At 70.4% G+C, this 26,995-nt stretch carries 26 protein-coding genes; 21 read left to right on the top strand and 5 right to left on the bottom strand.

Annotated elements, in window-relative coordinates; translation table 11 throughout:
- The first annotated feature begins 1 nt into the window (after window position 1).
- The gene (gene leuS / locus AC3E6M_RS04205) at window positions 2-2,578 is read left to right on the top strand and encodes a leucine--tRNA ligase (protein WP_490529131.1); all 2,577 of its coding nucleotides are present in this window, start codon (window positions 2-4) and stop codon (window positions 2,576-2,578) included.
- 110 nt (window positions 2,579-2,688) lie between these two features.
- Here leuS and AC3E6M_RS04200 read toward each other — a convergent pair whose 3' ends face one another.
- Window positions 2,689-3,180, bottom strand: coding sequence for a DUF2087 domain-containing protein (locus tag AC3E6M_RS04200; protein WP_490529130.1), 492 nt, complete (start codon window positions 3,178-3,180; stop codon window positions 2,689-2,691).
- Window positions 3,181-3,291: 111 nt separating this feature from the next.
- On the opposite strand from AC3E6M_RS04200, the gene AC3E6M_RS04195 reads away from it, so the two are divergent.
- On the top strand, window positions 3,292-3,909 hold the full coding sequence (locus tag AC3E6M_RS04195; RefSeq protein WP_490529129.1) for a helix-hairpin-helix domain-containing protein: 618 nt from the start codon (window positions 3,292-3,294) through the stop codon (window positions 3,907-3,909).
- Window positions 3,906-6,272 (top strand): ComEC/Rec2 family competence protein, encoded by a 2,367-nt coding sequence (locus tag AC3E6M_RS04190; RefSeq protein WP_490529128.1) that lies wholly within the window; start codon window positions 3,906-3,908, stop codon window positions 6,270-6,272. The genes AC3E6M_RS04195 and AC3E6M_RS04190 overlap by 4 nt, the downstream gene beginning before the upstream one ends.
- Before the next feature lie 48 nt (window positions 6,273-6,320).
- On the opposite strand, the gene AC3E6M_RS04185 is transcribed toward AC3E6M_RS04190, so the two are convergent.
- Both AC3E6M_RS04185 and AC3E6M_RS04180 read right to left on the bottom strand, forming a co-directional pair.
- Entirely contained in the window at window positions 6,321-6,677 is a 357-nt protein-coding gene (locus tag AC3E6M_RS04185) for a nuclear transport factor 2 family protein (RefSeq protein ID WP_138172308.1), read from the bottom strand.
- A gap of 29 nt (window positions 6,678-6,706) precedes the next feature.
- Window positions 6,707-7,507, bottom strand: coding sequence for an oxidoreductase (locus tag AC3E6M_RS04180; RefSeq protein WP_490529127.1), 801 nt, complete (start codon window positions 7,505-7,507; stop codon window positions 6,707-6,709).
- Between the two features lie 61 nt (window positions 7,508-7,568).
- Here AC3E6M_RS04180 and AC3E6M_RS04175 point away from each other — a divergent pair, with 61 nt between their 5' ends.
- Entirely contained in the window at window positions 7,569-8,093 is a 525-nt protein-coding gene (locus AC3E6M_RS04175) for a winged helix-turn-helix transcriptional regulator (RefSeq protein ID WP_490529126.1), read from the top strand.
- 41 nt (window positions 8,094-8,134) lie between these two features.
- Complete coding sequence (holA, locus tag AC3E6M_RS04170) at window positions 8,135-9,172, top strand: DNA polymerase III subunit delta (protein WP_490529125.1); 1,038 nt, start codon at window positions 8,135-8,137, stop codon at window positions 9,170-9,172.
- Window positions 9,173-9,541: 369 nt separating this feature from the next.
- Here holA and rpsT read toward each other — a convergent pair whose 3' ends face one another.
- Together rpsT and AC3E6M_RS04160 are read right to left on the bottom strand one after the other, a co-directional pair.
- The gene (gene rpsT, locus AC3E6M_RS04165) at window positions 9,542-9,802 is read right to left on the bottom strand and encodes a 30S ribosomal protein S20 (RefSeq protein ID WP_138172211.1); all 261 of its coding nucleotides are present in this window, start codon (window positions 9,800-9,802) and stop codon (window positions 9,542-9,544) included.
- 119 nt (window positions 9,803-9,921) lie between these two features.
- Window positions 9,922-10,644: an alpha/beta fold hydrolase gene (locus AC3E6M_RS04160; protein WP_490529124.1), complete on the bottom strand. Its 723-nt coding sequence runs from the start codon at window positions 10,642-10,644 to the stop codon at window positions 9,922-9,924.
- A gap of 78 nt (window positions 10,645-10,722) precedes the next feature.
- On the opposite strand from AC3E6M_RS04160, the gene lepA reads away from it, so the two are divergent.
- From lepA to AC3E6M_RS04080, 16 genes are all read left to right on the top strand, one after another.
- Window positions 10,723-12,567, top strand: a complete 1,845-nt coding sequence (gene lepA / locus AC3E6M_RS04155) for a translation elongation factor 4 (RefSeq protein WP_292902404.1) — start codon at window positions 10,723-10,725, stop codon at window positions 12,565-12,567.
- Window positions 12,568-12,611: 44 nt separating this feature from the next.
- Complete coding sequence (locus AC3E6M_RS04150) at window positions 12,612-13,256, top strand: DUF1990 domain-containing protein (RefSeq protein WP_138172214.1); 645 nt, start codon at window positions 12,612-12,614, stop codon at window positions 13,254-13,256.
- Window positions 13,256-14,473, top strand: coding sequence for a radical SAM family heme chaperone HemW (gene hemW, locus AC3E6M_RS04145; protein WP_490529123.1), 1,218 nt, complete (start codon window positions 13,256-13,258; stop codon window positions 14,471-14,473). The genes AC3E6M_RS04150 and hemW overlap by 1 nt, the downstream gene beginning before the upstream one ends.
- Window positions 14,474-14,554: 81 nt before the next feature.
- Window positions 14,555-15,595 (top strand): heat-inducible transcriptional repressor HrcA, encoded by a 1,041-nt coding sequence (hrcA, locus tag AC3E6M_RS04140; RefSeq protein ID WP_490529122.1) that lies wholly within the window; start codon window positions 14,555-14,557, stop codon window positions 15,593-15,595.
- Window positions 15,596-15,645: 50 nt separating this feature from the next.
- A complete protein-coding gene (dnaJ, locus tag AC3E6M_RS04135) occupies window positions 15,646-16,767 on the top strand; it encodes a molecular chaperone DnaJ (protein ID WP_490529121.1) in 1,122 nt (373 codons plus the stop codon).
- A 2-nt stretch (window positions 16,768-16,769) separates the two neighbouring features.
- On the top strand, window positions 16,770-17,504 hold the full coding sequence (locus AC3E6M_RS04130) for a 16S rRNA (uracil(1498)-N(3))-methyltransferase (protein ID WP_490529119.1): 735 nt from the start codon (window positions 16,770-16,772) through the stop codon (window positions 17,502-17,504).
- Window positions 17,505-17,569: 65 nt separating this feature from the next.
- Window positions 17,570-17,917: an HIT domain-containing protein gene (locus AC3E6M_RS04125; RefSeq protein WP_138172219.1), complete on the top strand. Its 348-nt coding sequence runs from the start codon at window positions 17,570-17,572 to the stop codon at window positions 17,915-17,917.
- Between the two features lie 49 nt (window positions 17,918-17,966).
- Window positions 17,967-18,995 (top strand): PhoH family protein, encoded by a 1,029-nt coding sequence (locus AC3E6M_RS04120; protein WP_252370854.1) that lies wholly within the window; start codon window positions 17,967-17,969, stop codon window positions 18,993-18,995.
- Window positions 18,992-19,459, top strand: coding sequence for an rRNA maturation RNase YbeY (gene ybeY, locus AC3E6M_RS04115; RefSeq protein WP_490529118.1), 468 nt, complete (start codon window positions 18,992-18,994; stop codon window positions 19,457-19,459). Before AC3E6M_RS04120 ends, ybeY begins: the two co-directional genes overlap by 4 nt.
- Complete coding sequence (locus tag AC3E6M_RS04110) at window positions 19,456-20,766, top strand: hemolysin family protein (protein WP_490529117.1); 1,311 nt, start codon at window positions 19,456-19,458, stop codon at window positions 20,764-20,766. Before ybeY ends, AC3E6M_RS04110 begins: the two co-directional genes overlap by 4 nt.
- Window positions 20,763-21,656 carry a GTPase Era gene (era, locus tag AC3E6M_RS04105; RefSeq protein WP_138172223.1) on the top strand — a complete coding sequence of 298 codons (894 nt, stop codon included), beginning with the start codon at window positions 20,763-20,765 and terminating at the stop codon, window positions 21,654-21,656. The genes AC3E6M_RS04110 and era overlap by 4 nt, the downstream gene beginning before the upstream one ends.
- Window positions 21,657-21,687: 31 nt before the next feature.
- The gene (locus AC3E6M_RS04100) at window positions 21,688-22,635 is read left to right on the top strand and encodes a quinone oxidoreductase family protein (protein WP_490529116.1); all 948 of its coding nucleotides are present in this window, start codon (window positions 21,688-21,690) and stop codon (window positions 22,633-22,635) included.
- Window positions 22,632-23,219, top strand: a complete 588-nt coding sequence (locus tag AC3E6M_RS04095) for a GNAT family N-acetyltransferase (RefSeq protein ID WP_138172225.1) — start codon at window positions 22,632-22,634, stop codon at window positions 23,217-23,219. Before AC3E6M_RS04100 ends, AC3E6M_RS04095 begins: the two co-directional genes overlap by 4 nt.
- A gap of 150 nt (window positions 23,220-23,369) precedes the next feature.
- Entirely contained in the window at window positions 23,370-25,130 is a 1,761-nt protein-coding gene (leuA, locus tag AC3E6M_RS04090; RefSeq protein ID WP_490529115.1) for a 2-isopropylmalate synthase, read from the top strand.
- Between the two features lie 23 nt (window positions 25,131-25,153).
- The gene (locus AC3E6M_RS04085) at window positions 25,154-25,942 is read left to right on the top strand and encodes a methyltransferase domain-containing protein (RefSeq protein ID WP_138172227.1); all 789 of its coding nucleotides are present in this window, start codon (window positions 25,154-25,156) and stop codon (window positions 25,940-25,942) included.
- A gap of 29 nt (window positions 25,943-25,971) precedes the next feature.
- Window positions 25,972-26,760, top strand: a complete 789-nt coding sequence (locus tag AC3E6M_RS04080; protein ID WP_490529114.1) for an MOSC domain-containing protein — start codon at window positions 25,972-25,974, stop codon at window positions 26,758-26,760.
- The last annotated feature ends 235 nt before the right edge of the window (window positions 26,761-26,995 follow it).

Genomic DNA, 26,995 nt, shown 5'->3' with positions numbered 1-26,995 from the left:
CGTGTCTCAGAACCCCTCTTCCGCGCCGTCCACCGACGGAGGCTTCGATCCGCACGAGATCCAGGCGAAGTGGCAGCAGGCGTGGGCCGAGAAGGACCCGTTCCGCGCCGGCGGCGACGCCGACACGCGCCCCCGCAAGTACGTGCTCGCGATGTTCCCCTACCCCTCGGGCGATCTGCACATGGGGCACGCCGAGAACTACCTCTACTCCGACATCGTGGCGCGGTTCTGGCGCCACCGCGGGTACAACGTCCTCAACCCCATCGGGTGGGACTCGTTCGGCCTGCCCGCTGAGAACGCCGCGATCAAGCGCGGCGCCGACCCCGTGGAGTGGACCTACGCGAACATCGCGCAGCAGAAGGAGAGCCTGAAGGACTACGGCGTCTCGTTCGACTGGAGCCGCGTGCTGCACACGAGCGACCCCGAGTACTACCGCTGGAACCAGTGGCTGTTCCAGAAGCTGTACGAGAAGGGCCTCGCCTACCGCAAGGACGCCCTCGTCAACTGGGACCCGGTCGACCAGACGGTGCTCGCGAACGAGCAGGTGCTGCCCGACGGCACGAGCGAGCGCAGCGGTGCCGTCGTCGTCAAGAAGAAGCTGACGCAGTGGTTCCTGCGGATCAGCGACTACGCCGACCGTCTGCTCGACGACCTCAACCAGCTCGAGGGCTTCTGGCCGCAGAAGGTCATCCAGATGCAGCGCAACTGGATCGGCCGTTCGATCGGTGCCGACATCGAGTTCGAGATCGAGGGTCGCGCCGACAAGATCACGGTCTTCTCCACCCGCCCCGACACGCTGCACGGAGCGACGTTCTTCGTCGTCGCGCCCGAGTCCGACCTCGCGGCCGAGCTCGCGGCATCCGCCGATATCGAGGTGCGCGAGCGCTTCCAGGGCTATCTCGCCGAGGTCCAGCGCGCGACCGACATCGAGCGCCAGGCCACCGACCGCCCGAAGACCGGTGTGTTCCTCGGCCACTACGCGATCAACCCGGTCAACGGCGAGAAGCTGCCGATCTGGGCCGCCGACTACGTGCTCGCCGACTACGGACACGGCGCCGTCATGGCCGTGCCCGCGCACGACCAGCGCGACCTCGACTTCGCCCGCGCATTCGACCTGCCCGTGAAGGTCGTCGTCGACACGAACGCTCCGGTGACCGGCGCGATCCCCGTGATCGAGCTCGACGACGAAGGTGTGCCGATCGACCCGCTCGGCGACGTCGACGACCTCGACCCGGTGAAGACGGGCATCGCCCTGACCGGTGACGGTCGCATGATCAACTCCGGCTCGCTGAACGGCCTGTCCAAGCGTCACGCGATCGCGCGCATGATCGAGGAACTCGAGTCCAAGGGCGTCGGCCGCGCGGCCAAGACCTACCGCCTGCGTGACTGGCTCATCTCGCGCCAGCGCTACTGGGGCACGCCCATCCCGATGCTGCACGCCGAGGACGGCACGATCGTGCCCGTGCCTGCCGACCAGCTGCCCGTCGTGCTGCCGTCGGTCGAGGGGCTCGATCTCAAGCCCAAGGGCACATCGCCGCTCGGTGCCGCGACCGACTGGGTGCAGGTCACCGACCCCGAGACGGGTCAGACGATGCTCCGCGACCCCGACACGATGGACACGTTCGTCGACAGCTCGTGGTACTTCCTGCGCTTCCTCTCGCCGAACGACGAGACCGAGGCGTTCTCGGGCCGCGAGGCCGGCAAGTGGGGACCGGTCGACTACTACATCGGTGGCGTCGAGCACGCGATCCTCCACCTTCTGTACGCGCGCTTCATCACCAAGGCCCTGTTCGACATGGGCCTGGTGGAGTTCACCGAGCCCTTCTCGAGCCTCATCAACCAGGGCATGGTGATCCTCGACGGCGCCAAGATGTCGAAGAGCAAGGGCAACCTCGTGCTCTTCCAGGAAGAGCTCGACGCCCACGGCGCCGACGCGCTCCGCGTGGCTCTCGCCTTCGCCGGCCCGGTGGAAGACGACAAGGACTGGAACGACGTCTCGACCACGGGCGCGGCGAAGTTCCTCGCTCGTGCCCTCCGCATCGCGCACGACGTCGACAGCGAGACCGACGTCGTGTGGGCCGAAGGCGACCAGGCCCTGCGCCGCGTCACGCACCGTCTGCTGGCCGAGGCACCGAACCTCGTCGAGCAGACGAAGTTCAACGTCGTCGTCGCGCGCCTCATGGAGCTCGTGAACGCGACCCGCAAGGCCATCGACGGCAGCGCGGGCACGAGCGACCCCGCCGTGCGCGAAGCGGCTGAGGTCATCGCGATGACGCTCGATCTGTTCGCCCCGCACACCGCCGAGGAGATGTGGCAGACGCTCGGCTACGACGGCTTCGTCGGGCTCACGACGTGGCGCCAGGCCGACCCGACGCTGCTCGTCGAAGACACCGTGACCGCGGTCGTGCAGATCGACGGCAAGGTGCGCGGCACGCTCGAAGTCTCGGCCAAGATCGGCGCCGAAGAGCTTGAGGCCCTGGCCCGCCAGGACGAGAAGGTGCGCCGGGCGCTCGGTGAGCGCGAGATCGTGCGCGCGGTCGTGCGCCCGCCGAAGGTGGTCAGCTTCTCGACGAAGTAAGCGGTTGATTTAGCACGCAATCCGTGGGCTGATCGTCGAGGCCGATTGCATGCAATCCGGATGCCACGCCCCCGGCGCTCTGCCGAGCGTGGGGGCGTGGCATCCGTCGTTCAGGGGGCGGCGAGGGCGTAGGCGGTTCCGGTGCGCGTGCGTTCGACGAGACCGGTGTCGACGAGGGCGCGGCGCAGTGCAGCGACGTCGTCGGTGATCATCGCGAGGCGTGTGTTGATCTCGGTCTCGGTCACGACCTCGCCGGGCGAGAGCGAACGGGATGCCACGACGGTGAGCACCGCGCGCCGGTCGGCGTCGCGGGATGGGAGGGTCGCCAGGCGCCCTTCCCTGAAGAAGCGCTCCGGGCCTGTGGCGCGCGGGGGGCGCGGCGCCGCGGCGAGGGCATCACGGAACACCGTCGGTGACGCGGAGTAGCCATCATCGGTCTCGGTGATGAGTCCTGCTGAGATCAGGGCGGCAAGGCTCCGTCGTGCTTTCGTGGGCGTCTGGGTGCTGTCGACCGGCTCGCCCCGCACGATCCGCGCGTAGAGCTCGCGACCGCGGTCATCGGCGAGGGCGGACAGAATCGCGCGCCACGCGTTCTCGTTCATCGTTCCAGGCTAGGCGCGACTCCTCCCCAGGGAGGCGATCCGAGACATCGTCCACGGATGCGGCGCAGAGCCCGACGGGCGTGCGCGCGACCTTCGTAGGGTGCTGGCGTGATGGCATCACCGGACCCGATCGAGACTCCTCCGCGCCTCGGTTCGCGCCGCCGTCTCGGTGTCGGGGCGGCGATCGTCCTCGTGCTCCTCGCCTTCGCCGTCACCGTGGGGATCGGGATCTTCCGCGGGACGACGGGCACCGAGACCGTCACGACGACGCCCGCGCCGACGGGCCGGGCCAGCGCTCCCGCCGGGGCCGGCGTGTACGTTCACGTGGCGGGCGCGGTACGGGCAGCGGGGCTCTACCGGCTGGAGGTCGGCGACCGCGTGGCCGACGCGATCGCGCGCGCGGGAGGCTTCGCGGACGACGCCGAACGCGCGGGCGTGAACCTCGCGCGCGCCGTCACGGACGGGGAGCAGATCGTCGTGCCCGTCGTCGGCGCCGCACCCACGGCCGCCGCCGGGGGAGCGCCGGGAGCGACGGTCGGGCCGCTCGACCTCAATACCGCGACGCGCGAGCAGCTCGACGCGCTGCCCCGGATCGGTCCGGCACTCGCGGATCGCATCCTCGCGTGGCGCGAGGAGAACGGCCGCTTCACGAGCGTCGACGATCTCGGTTCGGTGCCCGGCATCGGCGACAAGATGCTCGCGGGACTGCGCGACCTGGTGCGCGTGTGAGCGGCGCCGTACGGTCCGGCGCCGAGGCGGCCGGCCTCCCGAGACTCGACGGGCAGGGAGACGGTCGCCGCGCTCTGCGTCGCCGCGCGTGGCGCCCCGCCGCCGTGGCCGCGACGACCTGGGCTGGGGCGGCGGCGGGGACGGCCTTCCCGGACCCATGGATCCTCGCGCTGATCCTCGCTATGGCCTCGACGGTCTCGATCGGTGTGCTCGTGAAGTTCCGGCATCCGGCGATCGTCGTGGCAGCCGTCGCTCTCGCGTGCGCGGCGGCCAGTGTGGGCACCGTTGCGACCCTCGCCCCGACTCGCGCGCAGGTCGGCGACCTGCAGGTCGATGGCGGCCGCCACCTCCGGGTGACCGCCACGGTCACCGGCCACCTGTCGCGCAGCGTCGATGGAGGCGCGTGGTTCGATGCGGTCGCCTCCGCCGTCTCCGCGGGCGCGAGTACGGTGCGCGGAGCGCTCCCCGTGCGCATCGGGGTCGACGCCGACGGACGCGAGCGACTCGCGGCATCCGAGCAGGGAAGCGAGGTCGTCCTGTCCGGTCGGGCGATCCCCGCGGATCCCACCGACCGCGCCGTGCTCGTGCTGCGCGCAACCCAGGTCGACCGCGCGCCCCCGCCGGACGGAGTCTGGGGCTGGTTCGCAGCGCTCCGCGACGGGCTCCTGGCCTCGACTCGTGGACTGCCGCAGCCGGGTGCGGGTCTCATTCCCGGGCTCGCGGTCGGCGACACCTCCGGGCTCGACGCCGCGACCGAGGAGGCGATGAACGCCGCGTCGCTGTCGCACCTGACGGCGGTGTCGGGCGCGAACTGTGCGCTCGTGGTCGGCGCCGCGTTCGGCGTGCTCGCCCTGTGCGGTACCCGCCGGTGGGTCCGGGTGGCCGGTGCGCTGTTCGTGCTCGCGGGCTTCGTGGTGCTCGTCACGCCCGAGCCCAGCGTGGTCCGGGCGGCGGCGATGAGCGCGATCGGCATCCTCGCCCTCGGCTTCGGGCGTCCCACGCTCGGCGTCTCGGTGCTGTCGGCGGCGGTCACGTTCCTCCTGCTCGCCGACCCCTGGCTGTGTCGCTCGCTCGGCTTCGCCCTGTCGGCAACCGCTACCGCCGCGCTCCTCGTCCTGGCCCGGCCGCTCGCGGACGGGCTCGGTCGATGGATGCCGGCGCCCCTCGCTCTCGCCCTCGCGGTGCCGGCGGCTGCCCAGCTCGTCTGCGGCCCGCTCATCGTGCTGATCGACCCGCACGTCCCCCTCCTCGGGGTCGCCGCGAACCTCCTCGCGGATCCGGCGGCGGCACCGGCGACGATCGCCGGGGTCCTGGCCTGCGTCGCGCCGTTCCCGTGGCTGCGCGACGGGCTGACCGCGCTGGCGTGGATCCCCGCCGCCTGGATCGCCGGGGTGGCGCACACCACCGCGTCCTGGCCTGCGCAGAACCTTCCCTGGCCGGACGGACCGCCGGGCGCGGCGCTCCTGGCCGCGGTGGGCGGCGCGGTCGTCCTCGCGATCCTTCGCCCCCGCCGCGGCCCGCGGATCACCGCGCTCGCGACGGCGGCGGTGGCCATCCTCCTGGGCGCGATCGGCGGCACCAGCACGATCCGCACGGTCGCGGGGCCGCTCACGGTTCCGCCCGACTGGCAGGTTGCGATGTGCGACGTCGGTCAGGGCGATGCCACGCTGTGGCGATCCGGGTCCGCGGTGGCGCTCGTCGACACCGGACCCGAGCCCGAGCCGCTCGCGGAATGTCTGCAGACGTTCGGGATCGACCGCCTCGACCTGGTGGTGCTCACGCACTTCGACAAGGACCACGTCGGCGGATCCCCGGCCATCCTCGGACGCGCGGACGTCGTCCTGCACGGACCGGTCGGAGAGCGCGCGGACGAGAGGCTGCTCGACCGCTTCGCCGCGAGAGGGGCGGAGCTGCGCACGGCATCCCTCGGTCTCACGGGCACCCTCGGCGAGACGCGGTGGCAGGCGCTCGGCCCGCTTCCGGGCATGGAGCCCGGCAACGACGCGAGCGTGGCCATCGACGTCTCCGGGCCCGGCTTTCCCCGCACGGTGATGCTCGGCGACCTGGGCGCCGAGCCGCAGGCGGCGCTCCTCCGCCGCGTCGACGTCCCCCGCGTCGAGATCGTGAAGGTCTCGCACCACGGCAGCGCCGATCAGGACCCCGAGCTCTACCGTCGCCTGCACGCGCCCCTCGGGCTCATCGGTGTCGGCGCGGACAACACGTACGGCCATCCCACGGCCCGATTGCTCGACATCCTCACGTCCGTCGGCACCACCGCGGCTCGCACCGACGCCGACGGCATCCTGGCGGTCTGGTACGACGAGTCGGAGCGGTTGACCCTGTGGCGACAGAGACCGCCGTGAGCCACGCCTGTGCCCTGACAGCACTCCTGGTGCTGCCCGCGCGAGTGGTCAGACCTCGATCACCAGTCGCTCGATGCATCCGGCCGCGAGGTCGAATCCGTGTCGGAGCAGGACGGTACCGCCGGGGAAGTTGCCGTCGAGTCGGACCCGCACGACTGCTCGACGGGTGTCATCGACCCACTGGTCCAGGCGGGAGCTCGTGTACGTGAACTCCGTCGAGGACGTTGCGATCCAGGCGGAGATCGCGTCGCGACCCCGGTAGGTCCGTCCGTCGTCGATCACGACCGCGTCCGGAGAGAACACGGCCGTGGCGTCGGCGTGGCGGTGGTCGTCCCGCGCGTCGAGGTAGGCGACGACCGGGGAGGGAAGGAGGGTCGGGTCGTAGGGCGTGTACACGTCGGTCATGGTCTGTCCCTTCCAGGGATCATCGGTGGTCAGATGGTTCGGACGGTGCCACCGTCGATGACGAGGTCGGCTCCGGTGATGCTCGCCGCGGCATCCGAGGCCAAGAAGGCGATCGTGGACGCGACCTCGTCGGGCGTCGCGAAACGCCCCCACGGCACACCGCCGAGCGCGGAGACGAGTGAGTCCCACGCCGCGTCTTTGTCTCCGTCGAGGTCCGCGGCGAGGCGTTCGACGAGCGCCTCGGCCCCCGCGGTCTGGATACCGCCCGGCGAGACGGTGTTCACGCGGATGCCGAGGGGAGCGAGCTGACCCGAAAGGCCCTTGCTGTACGTACGCAGGGCCGCTTTCGCGGCCGCGTACGCCAGCGTGCCGTCCCACAACGGCATCCGCGCCTGGATCGAGGACACGTGAACGATCGCTCCGCGCCCGGCCTCGATCATGGCCGGGACGAGCTCGCGATCGAGCCGCACTGCCGCCAGGAGGTTGAGGTCGATCTCGCGCGCCCACTCGGTCTCGCCGAGGGCTCCGAAGCCGCCGCCGGGGGAGTGCGATCCGCCGGCGACATGGACGACGACGTCGGGGGCCCCGTCGGTCAGGATGACCCGCGCGGCGTCGCGAACCGCACCCGGGTCGGTCACGTCGGCGGCCACGAACCGGACATCCTCGTCGGTGCCGGGCGTCCGGGCGATCGCGGTGACCTGCATCCCCGCGGCCCGCAGCCGGCGAGCCACGGCCGCACCCGTGCCCTTCGTGCCTCCGCTCACCACAGCCCGATGCTGTCTTCCGTGGGGTGCCCCGGAAGGCGTCACTTCTGTTTCGACAGTCACCATGGCTGCTACATTAGCAGTGACTGGCCGAGTGCGCCGCGGTCACGGTCGGAAGGAGTGTCGGATGTCCGCACAGATCCGGGTCGAGGATCGCGAATGCCCGCTGTCGACCGCGATGTCGTACGTGGGCGAATGGTGGACCATGCTGATCCTCCATGACTGCTTCGACGGCTACACGCGTTTCGACGAGTTCGAAGCGAACATCGGCCTGTCCTCGAGCATGCTGACCAAGCGCCTCAAGGTGCTCGTCGAGAACGGCATCCTCGCCACCCGCCCGTACCAGGACCGCCCCGTCCGGAACGAGTACGTGCTCACGGAGTTCGGCCGGTCGCTCCGACCGATCCTCGTCGCCCTCGCGGCGTGGAGGAACGAGCAGCTGGCCCCGGAGGAGCGGGCGATGGTGCTCGTGGACGTGACGACCGGCGACGAAGTGGAACCGGTGACGATCGACCCCGTGACCGGGCTCTCCGTCTCGGATCCGCGCTTCGCGTTCCGGTCCGGACCGGCCGCCGGGCCGGAGATGCGCGCCCGCTACGCCACCCCGCGCACACCCGCCTCGACGGGGCGAACGGCTGACCCCGGCCGCTGATCCTCGGCATCCGTGTCCGACCCGGTCGGTAGGCTGGGGGAGTGACCCCGGCCCCTCGACGCTCCGCCCCCGCGAAGGCGAAGTCGGCCATTCCCCAGATCGGATGGCGCACCCCCCAGCCCGCGCCGGTCGTGCTCATCTCGGGCCCGGAAGAAGTGTGCGCCGAGCGCGCGACCGCGGGCATCCGCGAATACCTCAAGAGCGAGGACCCGAGCCTCGAGGTCACCGACGTCCGAGCCGACGACTACACCGCGGGCACTCTGCTCGCGGTCACTTCGCCCTCTTTGTTCGGCGAACCGCGGCTCGTGCGCGTCGGGGGAGTCGAGAAGTGCAGCGACGCCTTCCTCACCGAGGCGCTGTCGTACCTCGCGCACCCGCAGGACGGCGCGACGGTCGTCCTCCGCCACACCGGTGCGAGCGTGCGCGGCAAGAAGCTCCTGGATGCCATCCGCGCGGGCCAGGGCGGCGGCATCGAGATCGCGTGCCCCGCCGTCAAGCGCGACTCCGACCGCTTCGACTTCGCCGTCGGCGAGTTCAAGGCCGCGCAGAAGCGCATCGCCCCGGTCGCCTTGCGGTCGCTCGTCTCGGCCTTCGCCGACGACCTCACCGAGCTCGCGGCCGCGTGCCAACAGCTCATCGCCGACGTCCCCGGCGACATCGATGAGCGTACGGTCGAGCGATACTACGGCGGCCGCGTCGAGACCTCCGCGTTCACGGTCGCCGACACCGCGATCGCCGGTCAGTACGGCCCCGCGCTCCTGGCGTTGCGCCACGCCCTGGCATCCGGGGCCGATCCCGTCCCGCTCGTCGCGGCCGTGGCCATGAAGCTCCGGACGATGGCGCGCGTCGCCGGCCACCGCGAATCTTCGGGGGCGCTCGCTCAACGCTTGGGCATGAAGGACTGGCAGATCGACCGCGCGCGGCGCGACCTCGTCGGCTGGACCGGGAACACGCTCGGGATGGCGATCCATGCGACCGCGCGCGCCGACGCTGAGGTCAAGGGCGCGTCCCGCGACCCGGTGTTCGCGCTGGAGCGCATGATCACGATCATCGCCACGCGCCAGCCCTACGGCGGCTGATTCGCGACCGCTGCTGGGCCGCGTCAGCGCGGCCCAGACGTCGTCGCCGCGTTCGGCCGCCCGACCGGCGGCTTCCCGGGCCCGCGACACCCTCAACTCCGCGCGGCCCCGCCGCGACCGGCATCCTGTGTTCCTCTCTCGCGCGAGAGCGCTTCAGCGGAGGAGATTCGGGGAGCGGAGGAGATTCGGGGAGCGGAGGACCGAAACTCCCGCGGAGACCCTCCGCCCGCGGAATTTCCTCCGCTCCGCAGCGCACGCGCCGCCCGCCCGCGCCCCCGGCCGCACTCACAACCCGACCCTGCGCCCCACCCCCCGGGAACGACGAAGCCCGCCCCGCGGTGCGGGACGGGCTGTCGAAGAAGAGGCGGCTCAGAGAGCGGCGACCTGCTTCGCGATGGCCGACTTGCGGTTCGCGGCCTGGTTCTGGTGGATGACACCCTTGCTCACGGCCTTGTCGAGCTTCTTGCCGGCGACGGCGAGAGCCTTTTCGGCGGCTGCCTTATCACCGGAGAGAACGGCCTCGCGGGCGCGACGCACGTGCGTCTTCAGCTCGCTCTTGACGGCCTTGTTGCGCTCGCGCGCCTTCTCGTTGGTCTTGTTGCGCTTGATCTGCGACTTGATATTCGCCACGTTCGACGGTCTTTCGTTTGAGTGAGTGTTGGAAGTGCCGGGCGAGCGGTAGAGGGACGCTGCACCGGCGGTCGTGGAGGTCGGGAAAAACCCCACACGCAAGCCAAGGACCGAGTCTATCAGGTCGATGCTTCCAGCGTGGTGAGGGCCACGTCCAGCAGCGCGTTGAACACGCGCGGACGCATCGCGGTCACCAGGTGGGTCGTCCGCGGGACGACGATGAGCTCCGCATCGCGCGCGACCGACAGGAACAGCTTCTCGTTGACCCGCAGCTGATCCCACTGCCCGTTCACGAACCACAGCGGCACATCGATGCGTCGCAACGCCGCGAGCAGATCGAGCACCGACAGACTCCGCAGCGCCGTGTCCTGCGCGTCGAACGCGTAGCCCCCCGCGCCGAAGTCCTCGCGCGTCTCCGGGGGCAGAGTGCGTTCGAGCACGTAGTTCGTCATGCGCATGCCCCGGTCGGGGAAGGCGTCGAGCCGCCGCGCGAAGAAGCGATAGGCGGCGAGCCCCACCCCGCGCGGGATCGACGTGCAGGATGCCGCGATGAACGCGGCAACCGGCGGCGGGTCCTCGCGCCCGACGTACTCGATCGAGAGCAGCCCGCCCATGGAATGCCCCACGAGCAGGACGGAACCGCGGGTCGCGGCATCCTGAACCGCCCGGTCAATCGTGGCGAACGCCTCGTCGAGGGTGAACACCTCTCCGCGACGCGTCCCGTGACCGGGCAGATCCACCGCCGTCACCGGGTTCCCGCGCTGCTCGAGATGCGCGACCTGCGCACGCCACATGGTCGCCGACGTGCGGATGCCGTGCACGAGCACGACCTGGACCGTCATGGCGTCCAGCCTACGAACCGCACCTGAGCATCGCCCCGGCGCGGCGATGTCGGCGCGCGCCCGTAGAATCGACGGAACATGTCACCGCGCGCCCTGAAGCCTCTCGAGCCGTCCGTCACCCCGCCGGCGCAGATCCGCAACTTCTGCATCATCGCCCACATCGACCACGGCAAGTCGACGTTGGCCGACCGCATGCTGCAGATCACCGGGGTCGTCGCCGACCGCGACATGCGCGCGCAGTACCTCGACCGCATGGACATCGAGCGCGAGCGCGGCATCACGATCAAGTCGCAAGCGGTGCGGATGCCGTGGGCCGCCGGCGGCGAGACGTTCGCGCTGAACATGATCGACACGCCCGGCCACGTCGACTTCACGTACGAGGTCAGCCGTTCGCTCGCCGCGTGCGAGGGCGCGATCCTTCTCGTCGACGCCGCTCAGGGCATCGAAGCCCAGACGCTCGCGAACCTCTACCTCGCGCTCGAGAACGACCTGCAGATCATCCCGGTCCTGAACAAGATCGACCTCCCCGCCGCCGACCCCGACAAGTACGCGGCGGAGCTGGCCGGCCTCATCGGCGGCGACCCGGCCGACGTGCTGCGGGTCAGCGGAAAGACGGGTATGGGCGTCGAGGAGCTCCTCGACCGCATCGTCGAGCAGATCCCCGCCCCGGTCGGCAAGGCCGACGCCCCGGCGCGCGCGATGATCTTCGACTCCGTGTACGACGCCTACCGCGGTGTCGTGACCTACGTCCGCATGGTCGACGGATCGCTCTCGCCGCGCGAGCGCATCCAGATGATGTCGACGACCGCGACGCACGAGCTGCTCGAGATCGGCGTCTCGAGCCCCGAGCCCGTGCCCACCCGGGGTCTGGGCGTGGGAGAGGTCGGCTACCTCATCACGGGCGTGAAAGACGTCCGGCAGTCCAAGGTCGGCGACACGATCACGAACCACCGCAAGCCCGCGACGCAGGCCCTCCCCGGGTACACCGACCCGAAGCCGATGGTCTTCTCGGGCATCTACCCGATCGACGGCAGCGACTACGCCGAACTGCGCGAGGCCCTCGACAAGCTGAAGCTCTCGGATGCGTCGCTGCAGTACGAGCCCGAGACGTCCGTCGCCCTCGGCTTCGGCTTCCGCTGCGGCTTCCTCGGTCTGCTGCACCTCGAGATCATCACCGAGCGCCTCTCGCGCGAGTTCGGTCTCGACCTCATCACCACCGCCCCGTCGGTGACGTACGAGGTCACCACCGACACCGGAGAGACGGTCTCGGTCACGAACCCGAGCGAATACCCCGACGGGCGCGTCGCCGAGGTGTCCGAGCCGATCGTGAAGGTCGGCATCCTGCTGCCCAAGGACTACGTCGGCACGGTCATGGAGCTGTGCCAGTCGCGCCGCGGAACCCTCCTCGGCATGGACTACCTCAGCGAAGACCGCGTCGAGCTGCGCTACAACATGCCTCTCGGCGAGATCGTCTTCGACTTCTTCGACCACCTCAAGAGCCGCACGCAGGGGTACGCGAGCCTCGACTACGAGCCGGCCGGTCAGCAGACGGCCGACCTCGTCAAGGTCGACATCCTGCTGCAGGGCGAGAAAGTGGATGCCTTCAGCTCGATCGTCCACCGCGAGAAGGCCTACAGCTACGGCACCATGATGACCGAGCGCTTGCGCAAGCTCATCCCGCGTCAGCAGTTCGAGGTGCCCATCCAGGCCGCGATCGGCGCGCGGATCATCGCGCGCGAGAACATCCGCGCGATCCGCAAGGACGTGCTCGCCAAATGCTACGGCGGTGACATCACCCGCAAGCGCAAGCTCCTCGAGAAGCAGAAAGAGGGCAAGAAGCGCATGAAGATGGTGGGCCGCGTCGAGGTTCCGCAGGAGGCGTTCATCGCCGCCCTGTCCGGCGACGTCGAGGGCAAGAAGTAACGACGCCCACCGTCCTCCCATCCGCGCACAGGAGACTGGAGATCATGCGCCGGCAGAACTTCACCGACGACACGGTCGATTACGCCGCGGTCGGCGCCACTCAGGCGCACGACCTGATGCAGTATCCGCCGCAGCACTCCGTGCCCGCCGAAGACGCCTGGCGCATCGGCAGCGGTGAGGAGCGCTTCGCGGCCGCGGGGGAGTTGCTGCTGTCGTGGGCACCGCTGCGCGCGGCGGAGCTGAGCATCAGCGATGTCCGGCCGGCCACCGACGGCGGCTATTCCGGCGTGGGTTTCGACGCCGACGGCGCTCCGATCGCCCCGAGTCGCCTCGAATCCGAGCAGCGGTTCGCCACCGACGGCACGCCGTTCGTGAGCCCGGGTACCAGCGTTCGTCTGCACGGCAAGGTCGACGGACACCGCGCCGACGCGCACCTGCGTGTCATCTCGGTGTTCGAGGAGCCGCGACGCGTCGGGTACATCCTCGGGACGGTGGGGCACTCCATCGTGAGCGGCGAAGAGCTGTTCAGCGTGGAGTGGCGCGACAACGACGAGGTGTGGTTCTCGGTGCGCGCGTTCGACCGGCCGACGGCCCCGTCGTACCGACTCTTCACCGGGCTCGTCCGCCGTCGTCGCCGGGCGCTGTTCCAGCGGTATCTCCGGGCGATCTCGCCGTTGTACACGTCCTGATGGGCGGCCCCCTGCCGCTCGGTGACCCCGCCCCGGTCGACGGACGTCTGCCCGACGACCTGATCCACGACGCCGCTGCCGATTTCGGCGTGTACCTGCACGTGCCGTTCTGTCGCGTGCGCTGCGGGTACTGCGACTTCAACACCTACACGTCGAGCGAATTGCGCGGAGCGCGGCAAGAGGACTTCGCGGACACGCTCGCCGCCGAGGTGCGTCTGGCCGGGACGGTGATGGATGCCGCGGGCGCCCGGCGGGCGGCATCCACGGTGTTCTTCGGGGGAGGCACCCCGACGCTGCTCCCGCCCGGCGACCTGGCGCGCATGCTCGGCGCAGTGCGTGACGAGTTCGGGATCGCCGACGGCGCCGAGGTCACGGTCGAAGCCAACCCCGACACCGTCGACGACCGGGTCGCCGAGACCCTGGCCGCCGCGGGAGCGACGCGCCTGTCGATCGGGATGCAGTCCGCGCAGTCGCACGTGCTCGCGGTGCTCGACCGCACGCACGATCCGCGGAACGTCGCGACAGCGGTGGCGTCGGCGCGGCGGGCCGGGCTCGACGTGTCGCTCGACCTCATCTACGGCGCCCCGGGGGAGTCGCTCGAGGACTGGCGCGCCTCGCTCGAGACCGCCGTCGGCCTCGCTCCCGACCACGTCTCGGCGTACGCCTTGATCGTCGAGGACGGCACGAAGCTCGCGCGCCAGATCCGATCGGGCGCCCTGTCCATGCCCGACGACGATCTCCAGGCCGACATGTACGAGCTCGCGGACGATCTGCTGTCGGCCGCGGGATACGAGTGGTACGAAGTGTCGAACTGGGCGACCGCCGCGACGCACCGCTCGCGTCACAACCTGGCGTACTGGCGCGGCACCGACTGGTGGGGCTTCGGCCCGGGCGCGCACAGTCACGTCGCGGGGCTCCGTTGGTGGAACGTCAAGCACCCCGCGGCCTACGCCCAGCGGCTGGCGGCGGAGGAGTCCCCCGCCGCGGCGCGCGAACGTCCCGACGAGACGGCGCGGCGCCTCGAATCGGTGCTGCTGCGGAGCCGTATCCGCGAGGGCCTGCCGGTGTCCGAGCTCCTCGGCGAGGGCCGGAAGGCCGTGGCATCCCTCATCGCCGACGGTCTCATCGAGGGCGCGGATGCCGTGCGCGGACGCATCGTCCTGACCCGGCGCGGCCGCCTGCTCGCCGATGCCGTCGTGCGGGCTCTGACCGCGTAGGCGCGTTCCCGGCTCACGTGCGGGCCGATCCTCTAGAATTGGCACTCAGGTGTGTGGAGTGCCAGGAGGAGGGAGCCGGCCATGGTGTCCGAACGCGGCTTGCAAGTGCTCCGCGCGATCGTCCAGGACTACGTCGACACGCGAGAGCCCGTCGGCAGCAAGGCGATCGTCGACCGCCACGCCTTCGGCGTGTCCGCCGCCACGATCCGCAACGACATGGCGCTCCTCGAAGACGAAGAGCTCATCGTCGCCCCCCACACGTCCTCGGGCCGTGTGCCCACCGACAAGGGCTACCGCGTCTTCGTCGACCACCTCGCCGAGCTCCGCCCCCTGTCGTCCGCGCAGCGGAGCGCCATCACGTCCTTCCTCGACGAGGCCGGCGACCTCGACGACCTCCTCGCCCGCACCGTGCGAGCCCTCACTCAGCTGACCGGCCAAGTCGCGATCGTGCAGTACCCGTCGTTCGCCCGCGCGAACCTCACGCACGTCGAGCTCGTCGCCCTCGGCGGTCCGCGCGTGCTCGTCATCCTCGTCACCGACACCGGTCGTGTCTCGCAGCGCATCGCGGTCGTTCCCCTGGAGCCCACCGAGGCCGACATCGTCCAGCTTCGCGCGCGCGTGGCGGCCATGCTCGTGGGCCGTAGCGTCGCCGAGTGCGCGCAGACGGTCGCCGGCGTCGCCGCCGAAGGTCCGCGTCCGGGCGTCGCCCTGGATGCCATCGCCGACGCGGTCCTGCGGATCGTGGGCGAAGAGCTCGACGAGTTCCGTCAGGACCGGCTGGTCATGGCGGGGGCGGCGACACTCGCCAAGCGCGAGTCGGACTTCCGTGGCAGCATCTACCCGTTGCTCGAAGCCATCGAGGAGCAGGTCACGCTGCTGCGGTTGATGAGCGAGATGGTCGCCGACGAACAGGGCCTCTCGGCCAGCATCGGCCGCGAGAACGAGCCGTTCGGTCTCATCGAGGCGTCCGTGCTCGCGAGCCGGTACGACGGTTCGACGGGCGGTGCCCGCGTGGGCCTGCTGGGTCCCACCCGCATGGACTATTCGTCCAACCTCGCGGCGGTCCGCGCCGTCGCGCACTACTTGACCCGGATGCTCGAAGACGACGACAGCGCGCGTTGACGAGCTCCCTCTGAAAGATCGACCCCGCGCGAGCGGGTAGGAAGGCGACTGTGGCTGACCACTACGAGGTCCTCGGTGTCGCACGCGACGCCGCCCCCGACGACATCAAGCGCGCGTACCGGCGTCTCGCCCGCGAGTTGCACCCCGACGTCAACCCGGGAGAGGACGCCTCCGAGCGTTTCAAGCTCGTCACGCATGCGTACGACGTGCTGAGCGACCCCGAGCAGCGCCGCCGCTATGACATGGGCGGCGACCAGAACCCGTTCGGTGGCGGGGGAGCGGCCGGGTTCGGCGGCTTCAGCGACATCTTCGAGACGTTCTTCGGCGGCGCGCAGGGCGGCGGTGGCCGCGGCCCCCGTCCGCGTTCCCGGCGCGAGCGCGGGCAGGACGCGCTCGTTCGCGTCACGCTGTCGCTCGGGGACGTCGTGTTCGGGGTCCACCGCGACCTCGACGTCGACACGGCGGTGCTGTGCGAGACGTGCCACGGCTCGTGCACGCAGCCCGGCACGAGCGAGGTCACGTGCGACATCTGCCACGGCTCCGGGCACGTGCAGCGCACGGTCCGCAGCCTGCTCGGCAACGTGGTGACGAGTCAACCCTGCAGCGTCTGCCAGGGCCACGGCACCACGATCCCCTACCCCTGCGGCACCTGCCAGGGCCAGGGGCGCGTGCGCGCCCGCCGCACCGTGTCGGTCGACATCCCGGCCGGCGTCGAGACGGGCCTGCGCCTGCAGCTGCCCGGTTCGGGTGAGGTCGGCCCCGCCGGCGGACCGAACGGCGACCTGTACCTCGAGATCACGGTCGAGCCCCACGAGGCGTTCAGCCGCGAGGGCGACGACCTGCTCGCCACGCTCGAGGTCTCGATGCCCGACGCGATCCTGGGAACCAACACGACGATCGAGTCGCTCGACGGCAGCGTCGACCTCGAGGTGCGCGCCGGCGTGCAGTCCGGCGACGTGCTCACCATCAAGGGGCGCGGGATCACGCCGTTGCGCGGCAATCAGCGCGGTGACTTGAAGGTCGGCGTACACGTCGTGACACCGACGCGCCTCGACCACAAGGAGCGCGCGCTCATCGAGGAGTTCGCCAAGCGCACCAAGGCTCCCCAGCCGCGTCTGGCCGAGCACCAGCAGGGCCTGTTCTCGAAGTTCCGCGACCGCTTCCGGCACTGACCGTGGCGCTGCACTTCGTGACCGACGACGCCGCGACCGCGGTCGTGGGCGATGTCGTGACGCTGACGGGCCCCGAGGCGCACCACGCGGCCGCCGTGCGCCGCGTCCGCGTGGACGAGGCCGTCACCCTCGGCGATGGACGGGGAGTGTGGCTCGAGGGCAGGACCACCGCGGTGGCACCGAAAGAGGTGTCGGTCCTCGTCGCGGATCGCGCCGAGCTGCCCGCACCGTCACCGCGCATCGTGCTGGTCCAGGCGCTCGCCAAGGGCGATCGCGACGAGCTCGCCGTGCAGGCCGCGACCGAGCTGGGCGTCGACGCGATCGTCCCGTGGCAGGCCGCGCGGAGCGTGTCGAGGTGGGATGCCAAGGCCGACAAGGGACTTGCGCGCTGGCGCACGATCGTGCGCGAGGCCGCGAAGCAGGCGCATCGCGCGTGGATCCCCGAGGTCGAGGGCGTCGCACGCCTCGCCGACCTTGTCGAGCGGGCCGGTGCGGCCACCGTCCTCGTGCTCGAGCCGTCGGCATCCGAGCGGCTCACCGTCGTGGCGTCCGTTCTCCCCGACGAGCGGGACGTCGTGCTCGTCGTGGGACCCGAGGGCGGAATCGCGCCGGACGAACTCGCGGCGCTCAGCGCCGCCGGTGCCCGGCTCGTGCGCCTCGGCGACACTGTGCTGCGGACCTCGACCGCGGGAGCCGCGGCGATCTCGGTCCTCTCGGCGGCGACCGGTCGCTGGTGACGGCGCGGCCCCGTCCGGGGCACAGGCCCGACCCGGTGTCGCACCCCGTCGATAGACTGGATGCCATGACCGAGCCATCGATCTTCACGCGTATCCTCCAGGGCGAGATTCCCGCCGAGATCGTGGCCGAGACCGAGAACGCCTTCGCGATCCGCGACATCGCGCCGCAGGCGCCGGTCCACCTGCTCGTGATCCCTAAGACCGAGCAGTACCGCAACGTCGTGGAACTCGCCGCGGGCGACCCCGACCTGCTGACCGAGATCGTGGGCCTCGCCAATTCAGTCGCCGCCGAACATGCGGACGGCGACTTCCGTCTCGTCTTCAACACCGGCCCCGGTGCCGGTCAGACCGTCTTCCACGTACACGCCCACGTCCTCGCGGGCGGACTGAACGAAAAGAGCCTGGGTGGCTGATTCCCCCGAAGAACCCGTCGTCGAGCGTCTGTACGCCGACGGCGTCGCAATGGTGCAGCTCCTCGGACCGCAGGACCGCCTCTTGCGCGTGGTCGAGAAGGAGCACCCCGACGTCGACGTCCACGTGCGCGGCAACGAGATCACGATCTCGGGCGGTGCCGCCGCCGTCGCCGCGGCCCGCGGCCTCGTCGACGAACTGCTGACGATGACGCGCAACGGTCACGGCCTCGATCCCGCCGACGTCTCGAACTCCAGCCGCATCCTCCGCTCCGACGGCGGTCCGCGCCCGTCCGAGGTGCTCGGCGAGGCGATCCTGTCCTCGCGCGGCAAGGTCATCCGGCCCAAGACCATGGGCCAGAAGGCCTACGTCGACGCGATCGAAGAGAACACGATCGTCTTCGGAATCGGTCCGGCCGGTACCGGCAAGACGTATCTCGCGATGGCCAAGGCCGTCCAGGCGCTGCAGCGCAAAGAGGTCAGCCGCATCATCCTGACGCGCCCGGCCGTCGAGGCGGGCGAGCGCCTGGGATTCCTGCCGGGAACGCTGACCGACAAGATCGACCCCTACCTGCGGCCGCTCTACGACGCCCTCAACGAGATGATGGACCCCGACATCGTCCCCAAGCTCATGGCGACGGGGACGATCGAGGTCGCCCCGCTGGCGTACATGCGTGGGCGTACCCTCAACGACTCGTTCGTCGTGCTCGACGAGGCGCAGAACACCACGCCCGAGCAGATGAAGATGTTCCTCACGCGTCTGGGCTTCGGCACGCGCATGGTGGTCACGGGCGACATCACGCAGATCGACCTGCCGCAGGGCGCTTCCGGTCTGCGCCTGGTCACGCGCGTGCTCGGCGACATCGACGACATCCACTTCTCGTACCTCACGAGCGACGACGTCGTGCGCCACACCCTCGTCGGCCGTATCGTCGATGCGTACAGCGAGTACGACGAGAAGCGTCTCGTGGCCCGCCGCGAACGCGACGAGGCCTCCGAACTCGCCAACCGTGCCGAACGCCGCGGCGCGGCCCGCCCCGCGGGTCCGCGCGATCACCTCCCGAGACGAAACCGCTCATGACGATCGAGATCAACAACGAATCCGGCCACGAGGTCGACGAGCAGGTGCTGCTGCGCCTGATGGAGTACAACCTCACGGAGCTGCACGTCAGCCCCGACGCCGACGTCGCGATCGTGCTCGTCGACGAGGGCGCCATGGAGTCGCTGCACGTGCAGTGGATGGACGAGCCGGGCCCGACCGACGTCCTGAGCTTTCCGATGGACGAGCTGCGGCCCGGGACCGAAGACGCGCCCACCCCCGCGGGGCTCCTCGGCGACATCGTGCTGTGCCCGGCGGTCGCCGAGACCCAGGCGGTCACGGCGAAGCACTCGACGCAGGACGAACTGATCCTGCTCACCACCCACGGCCTCCTCCACCTCCTCGGTTTCGATCACGCCGAACCCGACGAGGAGCGCGAGATGTTCGGACTCCAGCGCGAGCTCATCACCGGTTTCCAGGCCGTCGAGCGTCGCCGCCACGCATGACCGAGGCCCTCCTCCTCGTCGCGGCATTCTTCCTCGTCGCTTTCGGGGGCTTCATGGCCGCCTCCGAAGCCGCTCTCGGGGTCACCTCGCGTGCCGACCTCGCCGAGCTCGGTTCCTCGGGGCGCAACGCGCGATCGCTTCAGCGCATCGCCGACGACCCGAGCGCACACGTCACCGCCGTCGTCTTCATCCGCGTGCTGTCCGAGACGACCGCGGCCGTGCTCGTCGCGGCGGCGTTCATGCTGCTCTTCGACAACATCGGGCTCGCCGTGGCCGCCGCCGCCGTCCTCATGACGGGGATCTCGTTCGTCGCGGTCGGCGCCAGCCCTCGCGCGGTGGGACGCCATCATGCCACCGGACTCCTCCGCGGCGGAGCCCCCGTCATCCGCGGCATGCGCATCCTGCTCGGACCGCTCGCCCACGGGCTCGTCGCCGTCGGCGACCGGATCACCCCGGGCGTCTCGCACTCGACGTCGTTCGCGTCGGAGGAGCAGTTGCTCAGCATCATCGACGAGGCGGCCGAGAACGAGCTCATCGAACAGGACGACCGCGAGCTGATCCACTCGGTCTTCGACTTCACCGACCGCTACGTCCGCGAGGTCATGGTGCCGCGGACCGACATGGTGACGGTGGATGCCGCCGCAACCTCGCGCGAAGCCCTCGCGCTGTTCCTCGAGAAGGGCGTCTCGCGGATGCCACTCGCCGACGACGACGCGGACGACATCGTCGGGATGCTGTACCTGAAGGACCTCGTGCAGTTCGGGTTCGGCGACGAGGCGGGGTGGCGCGACGCACCGATCCGCCGGATCGCGCGCCCCGCGGTCTTCGTCCCCGAGTCCATGAAGGCCGAGACGCTGCTGCAGCAGATGAAGAAGGATGCCGTGCACGTCTGCCTCGCGGTCGACGAATACGGCGGTGTCGCGGGGCTGGTCACACTGGAAGACCTCATCGAAGAACTGGTGGGCGAGATCTCCGACGAATACGACGCCCCGTCGACCGAGATCGTGCCGCTCGACGACGGGCGGTTCCGCGTGAGCGCCCGTCTCGGGCTCGACGAGGTCGGCGACCTGTTCGGTCTCGAGCTCGACGACGAGGACGTCGACTCCATCGGCGGACTCCTGGGCAAGGCCCTCGGACGCATCCCGCAGCCCGGCGCGACCGCCGAGCACTCCGGCCTGCTCATGACGGGCGGGGCTTCGCGCGGACGCAATCGCGGTATCGCGACGGTCATCGTCGAACGAGCCGAAGAAGACGAAGACGACGACGCGGCGCCTGCGGGTTCCGGGCGCGAGAGGAACGACAGATGAGCGACAACCGATCCGGCTTCGTGACCTTCGTCGGGCGACCCAACGTGGGCAAGTCGACGCTCACGAACGCCCTCGTGGGCGAGAAGGTCGCCATCACGAGCGACAAGCCGCAGACCACCCGCCGCGCGATCCGCGGCATCGTCAACCGACCGGGAGGTCAGCTCGTCGTCGTCGACACTCCCGGCATCCATCGCCCGCGCACGCTGCTCGGACAGCGCCTCAACGACCTCGTCGAGCAGGTTCTGGGCGACGTCGACGTGATCGCCTTCTGCGCGCCGGCGACGGAGAAGGTGGGGCCAGGCGACCGACGCATCGCCGAGTCCCTGTCGGGGTACCCCCGCGCGAAGAAGGTCGCGCTGGTGACCAAGACCGACGCCGCCACGCGCGAGCAGATCACCGAACGTCTCGTCGAGGTCGATGCGCTGCGCGAGGACTGGGATGCCGTCATCCCGCTCTCCGCGGTCACGAACGACCAGCTCGACGTGCTGAGCGACGAGCTGCTCGCGCTCATGCCCGTGGGGCCCGCACTGTACCCCGACGACGTCGTGACCGATGAATCGCTCGAGGATCGGATCGCCGAAATCATCCGCGAAGCCGCCCTCGACGGCGTGCGGGATGAACTGCCGCACTCCATCGCGGTGACGGTCGACGACGTGTCCGCTCGCGAAGACAGCGACCTGACCGACGTCTTCGCGAGCATCATCGTCGAGCGCGACAGCCAGAAGGCGATCATCATCGGGCGCAAGGGATCTCGCTTGGCGGACGTCGGTGCGCGGGCGCGCAAGGGGATCGAACCGCTCGTGGGAAGTCGGGTATACCTGTCGCTCCACGTGCGCGTGGCCAAGGAATGGCAGCGCGACCCCAAACAGCTCGGTCGCCTCGGGTTCTGACCCCCGGTACACCGGCGAAAGGACGACGACGATGACGCAGCAGTGGCGGGCTTGGGAGCCGGGACCGGTCGAGAACTGGACGTTCGACGAGGTCGTGGTGCCGACCCCGGGCCCCGGCGAGGTGACGATCCATGTCCGCGCCGCCGGAATCAACCCCGCGGATGCCAAACACGTCGCCGCCGCGCGGCCCGGCGCCACCTTCCCGACGCCCATCGGATACGAACTCGCGGGTGAGATCGCCGCCGTCGGGCCGGACGCCGTCGGCGGCTCCGGGCCGCTGAGCGTCGGCGACGAAGTGGTGGCCTTCCGCGTCCAGGGCGCGTACGCCACCGAACTCACCGTCCCCGCACGGGACGTCTTCGCCAAGCCCGCGACGCTGTCTCACGCCGAGGCCGCGAACCTGCTGCTGGCCGGGACCACGGCCGCCGAGATGATCCAGGTCACCCGCGCCGCGGCCGGCGACACCGTCCTGCTGCACGCTGCCGCGGGCGCGGTCGGCGTGAGCCTGCTGCAGCAGGCCCGAGTGCTCGGCATCCGGGTGATCGGCACCGTCGGCCCGGACTCCGAGACCTCGGCCGCGCGGGTGCGTCAGTACGGCGGCATCCCGGTCGCGTACGGCGAGGGCCTGCGGGAGCGCGTTCTCGACGCGGCCGGCGGAGAACCGCTCGTCGCCGCGTGGGATGCCGCGGGCACCGACGAGGCGATCGACGTCTCGGTCGCCCTCGTCACCGAACGCGACCGCATCGTCACGATCGTCTCGCCGCAGCGCGCCGAGTCGGACGGCATCCTGTGGATCGCCGGCGCACGTCCCGAGAGCGCGCGGTTCCGCGACATCGCCCGCGCCCGCGTCCTCGAGCTCGCGGCATCCGGGGATCTGGAGGTCCCCATCGCCCGCACCTTCCCGCTCGTCGACGCAGTCGAGGCCGTGACGTTCGTGATGCAGGGCCACCCGGGCGGCAAGGTCGCGCTGCTGTCGTGAGCGCGTCGCCCTTCATTCTCCCGCCGGCACCGGAGCGCCTCGACGTCGTCCGTGAGCGGGTGCGATTGCGCCCCGTCGTCGAGACTGATCTCGAGGCGATGGCGCAGTACCGCGGCGACCCCGAGGTGTGCCGTTTCCTCCCGTTCGAACCACAGACCGCCGATGACATCCGCGCGCGCGTCGGGCACGTGCTCGGCGGCACGAGCCTCGAGGGGGACAGGGGAGGGGTGATCGTCGTGATCGAACGTGTCGAGGACGGCGCGATCATCGGCGACCTCGCGCTGTTCCACCTCGACACCAACTCCGGTGCGGCCGAGATCGGGTGGGTCGTGAGCCCCGCCGCTGCAGGTCGGGGCCTGGCCACCGAGGCCGTGCGCGCCCTCGTCGACACCGCGTTCTCCGTGTACGGCCTCCGGCGGCTCGTCGCCCGCATCGATCCCGAGAACTCCCGCTCGATCGCTCTGGCAGAGCGTCTGGGGCTGCGCTGCGAAGCGTCCCTCGTCGAGAACGAGCGGCTCACGCAGCGGGAGGGCGACGAAGTGGAATACACCATCCTCGCGCGGGAGTGGGCCGCCCGCGCGTGAAGCCCCGTGTGGACGAGTGCTACGATCGCAGCATGCGCTTCGGTGGCCTGCTTCTTCTTAGCTGCCGCGACGAGTCCTCGTTCTAAGGGCCTTCCTCGTCGCGGAGATCGTCGTCGGCCCCACCGAACGAATCTAAAGAAGCGACACACCATGAAGAACACCCAGAAGCCCACGTCCGCTCCGGTGCACAAGTACCGTCCTTTCCACGAGCAGATCCGGGTCGACCTGCCCGATCGCACGTGGCCGAGCACGCGGATCGAGACCGCGCCCCGCTGGTGCGCCGTCGACCTGCGCGACGGTAACCAGGCCCTCATCGATCCGATGAGCCCCGAGCGCAAGCGCGTCATGTTCGACCTGCTCGTGAAGATGGGCTACAAAGAGATCGAGGTCGGCTTCCCGAGCGCCAGCCAGACCGACTTCGACTTCGTCCGTCAGCTGATCGAAGAAGACCTGATCCCCGACGACGTCACGATCCAGGTGCTGACGCAGGCGCGCGAGCACCTCATCGCCCGCACGTACGAGTCGATCGCCGGCGCCAAGCAGGCCATCGTCCACCTGTACAACTCCACGTCCGTCCTGCAGCGCGAGGTCGTGTTCCGCACGGACCAGCAGGGTGTCGTCGACATCGCCCTCGAGGGGGCGCGCCTGTGCAAGAAGTACGAGGCGACGATCCCCGAGACGCAGGTGTTCTACGAGTACTCGCCCGAGAGCTACACCGGCACCGAGCTCGAGTTCGCGCTGCGCATCTGCAACGAGGTGCTCGAGGTCTTCCAGCCGACGCTGGAGCGCAAGGTCATCCTGAACCTGCCCGCCACGGTCGAGATGGCCACGCCCAACGTCTACGCCGATTCGATCGAGTGGATGTCGCGGCACCTGAACCACCGCGAGAACGTCATCCTCTCGCTGCACCCGCACAACGACCGCGGCACCGCGGTGGCTGCGGCCGAGCTCGGCTACATGGCCGGCGCCGACCGCATCGAGGGGTGCCTGTTCGGCAACGGGGAACGCACCGGAAACGTCGACCTGGTCGCGCTGGGCGTGAACATGCTGACGCAGGGCATCGACCCGCAGATCGACTTCAGCGACATCGACCAGGTCAAGCGCACCGTCGAGTACTGCAACCAGCTGCCCGTCCCCGAGCGCAGCCCGTGGGCCGGCGACCTCGTGTTCACCGCCTTCAGCGGATCGCACCAGGATGCCATCAAGAAGGGCTTCGAATCGATGGAGGCCCGCGCGGCCGCCGAGGGCAAGCACATCGACGACATCGAGTGGGCCGTGCCGTATCTGCCCATCGACCCGAAGGACCTCGGCCGTTCGTACGAGGCCGTGATCCGCGTCAACTCGCAGTCCGGCAAGGGCGGGGTCGCCTACCTGCTGAAGGCCGACCACGCGCTGGATCTGCCGCGCAAGCTCCAGATCGAGTTCTCCGGGGTCGTGCAGACGCGCACCGACGCCGAGGGCGGCGAGGTCTCGAGCGCCCAGATCTGGGACATCTTCACCGACGAGTACCTGCCGACGAAGGACGACGACCAGCGCTGGGGCCGCTTCGAGCTGCTGTCGACGCGCTCGTCGAGCGACATGTCGGGCGACGTCTCGCTCGAGGTCACGCTGCGCGACGGCGAGGCGGCGCAGCCCGCTTCGGCGGTCGGCAACGGCCCGGTCGCGGCGTTCCTCGAGATCGTGCGCGCCCAGGGCATCGAGGTGACGCTGTACGACTACGTCGAGCACGCCCTCAGCTCGGGCGGTGACGCGCAGGCCGCGGCGTACATCGAGCTGCAGGTCGACGACCAGCGCCTGTGGGGCGTCGGCATCGACAACGACATCTCCACCGCGTCGCTCAAGGCCATCGTGTCGGGAGTGAACCGCGCGATCCGCACGCGCGAGCGCTCCGGCGCCCTCGCCGCCGTCTGACCTCCGCCCCGGAGAACACGACCGTGGCCTACGCCCACGGACACCACGAAAGCGTGCTGCGCTCCCACGCCGCACGCAACGTCGCCGATTCGGCGGCCTACCTGGTGTCCTCGTTGTTCGCCGGCGCCCGCATCCTAGATGTGGGCGCCGGCCCCGGCACCATCACCGTCGACCTCGCCGATCGGGTGTTCCCCGGCCGGGTCGTCGGGGTGGATGCCGCTCCCGATGTCGTCGAGATCGCGCGTGCCGCCGTGGGCGACCGCCCGAACCTGACGTTCCGTACCGGGGATGCGTATGACCTCGACCTCGCTGACGGGTCGTTCGACATCGTCCACGCACATCAGGTTCTGCAGCACCTCTCCCGCCCGGTCGACGCCCTGCGCGAGTTCGGGCGCGTGGCCGGTCCTGACGGTCTGGTCGCGGTGCGCGACGTCGATTACGGCGGAGTGATCTGGCATCCGCGGGTTCCCGCGCTCGACGAGTGGCTCGAGATCTACCACGGTGTGCACCGCGGGGTGTCGGGGGAGCCCGACGCCGGTCGGCGTCTCAAGGCATGGGCCCGCGACGCGGGATTCACCCGCGTCGAGGCGAGCGCGAGCGTCTGGGTCTTCGACACCGACGAGAAGCGCGCGTGGTGGGGAGGGATGTGGGCGGACCGCGTGCGGGCTTCGGCGTTCGCGGGTCACGCCCGCCGCCTGGGGCTCGCCGACGATGCCACACTGCAGCGCATCTCGGACGGGTGGCGAGCCTGGGCCGCCGACCCCGACGGATGGATCCTCCTCCCGCACGGCGAGGTGCTCGCCCGCGCGTGACGGAGGGGGGACGATGCGAGGATGAGTCCGTGATCCGCGTCGACGCTCTGTACCGCTATCCCGTGAAGGGCTTCACGCCCGAGAGCCGCGACCACCTCGTCGTACAGGCGGACGGACGCGTGCAAGGCGACCGGACGCTCGCTTTCGCGTTCGCCGACGTCGACTCGCCCGACGACGCGGTGTGGCCCAAGAGCCGCGGTCTCGCGCTCATGGGCGTGCCCTCGCTGGCCCGCGTCGCGCTGACCTACGACGACGAAGCCCGCCGCGTGCACCTGCACGCCGACGGGTTCGACGTCGATGCCTCCATCGACGACCCCGCCGGTCGCCTCGAGCTCGCCGAGGCCGTGACCGCGTTCCTCCGCACGACCCCCGACGCACGCCTGCTCGACCAGGAGGGTGTCCTCCCGTTCGCATTCGTCGGCGACGGCCGAACGTCGCGTTTCCAGGACCGGCCGCGGGGATACGTCTCGCTTCACGGGGCGGCATCCGTCGACGACGTGGATGCCGCGGTCCCCGCACCCGTGGACGATCGCCGATTCCGATCCAACATCGTGCTGTCGGGAACCGCGCCCTGGGCGGAACTGGAGTGGTCCGGCAACGTGCGAATCGGCGACGTGGTCTTCGCGATCGAAAAGCCGATCGAACGCTGCGCGGCGATCACCGCGAACCCGGACACGGGGGAGCGCGACGCGCGCCTGCTGCGCGTGCTCACGTCGCAGTTCGGCCAGGCGACGCCGACACTCGGCATCTTGCTGCTGCCGGTCGACGGGGGCGGCACGATCCGCGTCGGCGACGAGGTCGCGGTCATACGAGCGTGAGGTACCGATCTCTGTCGCCTGGGGCGGAGCCGGGGTGACAAATCGGCGCGCGTGAGCGTGTGGGTGTGCGTACCCTGGAGAAGCGCGCATGGGCGGGGCGGGACGTGGGCCGACCGGATCGTGGCGTTCGCCTTCGCGGGGCACGCTCTCCGGCTCGGTCTCGCCGACGACGCGCTGCTGCAGCGTATCGCGGCCGAGTGGCGGGAGCGGGCCGCCCATCCGGACAGCTGGCTCA

Source organism: Microbacterium sp. SCPM-O-B-15248 (M128) (genome assembly GCF_058214835.1).
Note: the sequence above shows the minus strand (reverse complement) of the source record. Positions and strands in the feature narration are given on the sequence as shown.